3 protein-coding genes are annotated in these 3,767 nt (G+C 63.1%); all 3 read left to right on the forward strand.

Annotation, left to right across the window (positions count from 1 at the left end; all coding sequences use genetic code 11):
- A partial coding sequence (locus tag BFP96_RS13275; RefSeq protein ID WP_065936384.1) for a tRNA (adenine(22)-N(1))-methyltransferase occupies positions 1–486 on the forward strand: 486 nt, incomplete at its 5' end.
- Between the two features lie 261 nt (positions 487–747).
- Entirely contained in the window at positions 748–2,805 is a 2,058-nt protein-coding gene (locus BFP96_RS13280) for a methyl-accepting chemotaxis protein (RefSeq protein WP_065895990.1), read from the forward strand.
- Positions 2,806–2,872: 67 nt separating this feature from the next.
- Positions 2,873–3,499, forward strand: coding sequence for a glutathione S-transferase family protein (locus BFP96_RS13285; protein ID WP_065936385.1), 627 nt, complete (start codon positions 2,873–2,875; stop codon positions 3,497–3,499).
- The last annotated feature ends 268 nt before the right edge of the window (positions 3,500–3,767 follow it).

A 3,767-nucleotide genomic window follows, 5' to 3' on the forward strand; every position in this document is an offset into this window, starting at 1 on the left:
CGCATCAGCGTGCGCCTGGCCGACGGTCTGGCGGCCATCGAGTCGGGCGACGCCATCACGGCCGTCAGTCTGTGCGGCATGGGCGGCGAGACCATTCGTGACATTCTCGACAACGGCAAGGCGCGGTTGAATGGCCACGAGCGCCTGGTCCTGCAACCCAATGGCGGCGAGTATCCGTTGCGCCACTGGTTGATGCATAACGGCTACCGCATCGTGGGCGAAGAGCTGCTGCACGAGAACCGCTTCTACTACGAAATTATCGTCGCCGAACCGACCGGGCCTGTGTCCTACACCGAACAACAGCTGTATTTCGGACCGCTGCAGTTGCTGGCGCGCAGTCCCGCGTTCGTGGCGAAGTGGCAGCGCTTGCTGCAGCAGAAACAAAAGACCCTGGCCAGTTTCGAGAAAGCCAGGCAGTCGGTGCCGGAAGAGAAAGTCCACGGGATCGCACGGGAAATTCAGTGGATCACTCAACTGCTGACCTGAGGAACGTTCGTGATTGTCAGCGCTCGACCTCTCCCGCGTCGCGCCGTGTCCCCGGCGGTTACAGGCGCGCGCCCGATAATGAGTGCTTTCGCCCCATTTTCGCGCACCGATCAAAGGTTTCTTAGCGCCATCGCACGTGTCGTCACGCTTGTATCCCACGGCCCAGATCTTGCTTGAGCCAGAAGAATCAATGACATGGCATTTTGCCGTTAGTCATTCCCGGCTGTGAAGTATGGGGTTGTTCAGGGGAGTGTGTAGGGCATGCAAAGATTTTTATCACCCGGTATCCGTCTGCTTGGGCGGTTCGGCTTCGCGCGTAAGTTCCAGGTGCTGTTCCTGCTGTTCATGCTACCGCTCGCCGGCAGCCTGTGGATGATCGGCCAGGACTACCACGACAAACTCGCGGTGATTTCCAGCGAACAGTCCGGCGTGCGCCAGCTGTTGGCGCTGGACCTGCTCGATGGGCAACTGAGCGCCCAGCGCAACCTGGCCGCCCGTTGGAAAGCCCTGGATATCCTGCATACGCCGACCCCTGCCGCCCAGGCCGCGATGGCCAGGGTGGATGCGGGCAGCCCGCTGATTCAGCAAGGCCTGCAAACCCTGGGGGACGCCCTCAAGACCCATCATGCCAGCGCCGCTACCCAGGCGCGCTTCGACACGCTGCAGGCCGCGGTCAAGGGCATGGACACCCAGTCCCTGCGCACCGTCGGCTGGTGGCCGGATGGCTACGACCGTTTCACCGCCGCCCTGACCGCGATGCAATCGCTACGCGAACAGATCACCCTGGACGCCGGGCTGATCCTCGATCCCTGGCTGGAAACCTATCTGCTGATGCAGATTTCCAGCCAGCACACACCGGACCTGATCGAGCGTATCGGCCGTACGGCCAGCGTTGGCCAATCCTCCATTGCCTCGGGCCAGTTCACCTTGCAAAGCCGCTTGCAGATGCGTGACCTGCGCGGCCGCATCGGTGATGCGCGGGACCAGTTGGTCAAGGCCGCCACGGCGCTGAAGGCCAAGCAATACCCCGGCCTTGAACCCTGGACCGAACAATACGAGGCCAGCCTGCAACGCCTGGACGGCGAACTCAAAACCCTCGACGACGGCGTATTCGGCGGCACCATCAAGCTCGACACCGCCGCATTCGATCAAAGTGTCGACGCCATGCTCGCGGCGTTGGGTGCGCTGCGCAGCCAGTCGCTGCATTCGCTCGATGCGCGCTTGGGGTACTACCGTGAGCGATCGTTGCAGCACTTCATTCCCGTGGCGGCCACGTTCAGCCTGTTGGCGCTGGCGGCGCTGTACCTGTTCATCTGCCTGCAAGCCTCGATCCGTCGCAGCGCCAGTGGCATCACCACGCTCGCCGAGTCCCTGCGTGACGGTAACCTGCACGTCGAAGTGGCGGTGCAGGGGCGCGACGAACTCGCCGCCATCAGCACCGCGCTCAATGTGGCCGTGGTGCAACTGCGCACCAGCCTGCTCGGGGTCAATCATGAGACCGAGCAACTGGGCGCCACCGTGCTGACCCTCAGCGCGCAATCGGGCAGCACCCTCACCGACGTCGAAGACCAGCGCCACCAGATCAGCCAGATCGCCGCGGCCGCTACCCAATTGGCCGCCACCTCCCTGGGCGTTGCCAAAAGCTGCGAACAGGCGGCCGACAGCGCCCGCCACACCCGCCGTATCGCCGAAGACAGCAGCCGCGACAGCCAGCGCACCACGGCCAGTATCCAGCAACTCAACCAGCGCCTGAGCGACACCGCCAATGCCCTGGAACAGGTCAGCCAGCAGGGCCAGCAGATTCAATCGGTGGTCGACACCATTCGCGGCATTGCCGAGCAGACCAACCTGCTGGCCCTTAACGCCGCCATCGAAGCCGCCCGCGCCGGCGAGCAAGGCCGAGGGTTTGCAGTGGTTGCCGATGAGGTACGCAGCCTGTCGCAACGCACCCAGGCGTCCACCGCGCAGATCGCCGGCACGGTGGACAGCCTGCGCGCCACGGTCAGCCAGGCCGTCAGCCTGATGGGCGCCGCGTGCGAGCAGGCGCTCACCGATGCCGAATCCGTCACCGGCCTGGGCACGCGCCTGGGAGAAATTGCCGGTGCGGTGCAGCACGTCACCGACACCTTGGCGCACATCGCCGCCGCCGTGGAAGAACAGGCTGCGACGGCGGACGAAGTGAGCGGCAATATCCAGCAGGTCGACCAAGCGGCCGGGCGTCTGCTCGACGGCGCGCGGGCGGTCAATCAGGCTGCCGACAGCCTGAGCCAGGGCAGCCGGGCGTTGAGCGACAACACGGCGCGGTTTCGATTGGGATGAGGTCCATTCAGGGCACTCCATCGCCGTGTTGTAGTCTTCTCCTTAACCCCAATGGAGCTGCTTCCCTATGATTACCGTCCATCACCTCAACAATTCCCGCTCCCAGCGCATCCTCTGGCTGCTGGAGGAGTTGGGCCTGCCTTACCAAATCAAGCGCTACCAACGCGACCCGAAAACCAACCTCGCGCCACCCGAGCTCAAGGCGATTCATCCCTTGGGCAAATCGCCGGTGATCGAGGACGGAGCCCGCGTATTGATTGAGTCGGCGGCCATTATTGACTACCTGATTCGTCGTCACGGCAAGGGACGACTGCAACCCGATCCGGCCAGCGCCACCTACGATGATTATGTGCAATGGCTGCATTTTGCCGAAGGCTCGGCCATGCTGCCGCTGATGCTCAACCTCTACGTCGGGCGCCTGGGTGAAGCCGGCGCGCCGCTGCATCCGCGCATCGAATCGGAGTTGGCCAACTACCTCGGCTACCTTAATGACGTGCTTGGGCAAACGCCGTATCTGGTGGGTGACGAACTGACGGGTGCGGACATTCAGATGAGTTTTATCGGCGAAATCGCCAGGGCCCAGGGCAAGTTGCAGGCGTATCCGAACCTTGCGGCGTGGGTGGACAGGCTTCAGCAGCGGCCGGCTTATCGCAAGGCGGTGGAGCAGGGCGGTGAGTACGCGTTTGCTAAATGAATTCAGTGTGGTAGGGGGCTTGCTCCCGATGGCGCCTGTCAGCCAACGGTTATCCAGCTGATACACCTCGGTCCAAATGTGGGAGGGGGCTTGCCCCCGATGGCGGCCTCTGGGCCGACCAGGATGCCGGATCAGACCGAGTACATATCCGTTTCTGCGGTAACGGCTGCTATAGGTTCCGCTTTTACAGCGGCTCACTTTTGAAAAGCGCAAAAGTAAGCAAAACGCTCTTGCCCCACCACTCGGCACCTCGCCTAGGCTCGGTGTG

The organism is Pseudomonas sp. 34 E 7 (assembly GCF_900005715.1).
Classification (GTDB): Bacteria; Pseudomonadota; Gammaproteobacteria; order Pseudomonadales; family Pseudomonadaceae; genus Aquipseudomonas; species Aquipseudomonas orientalis_A.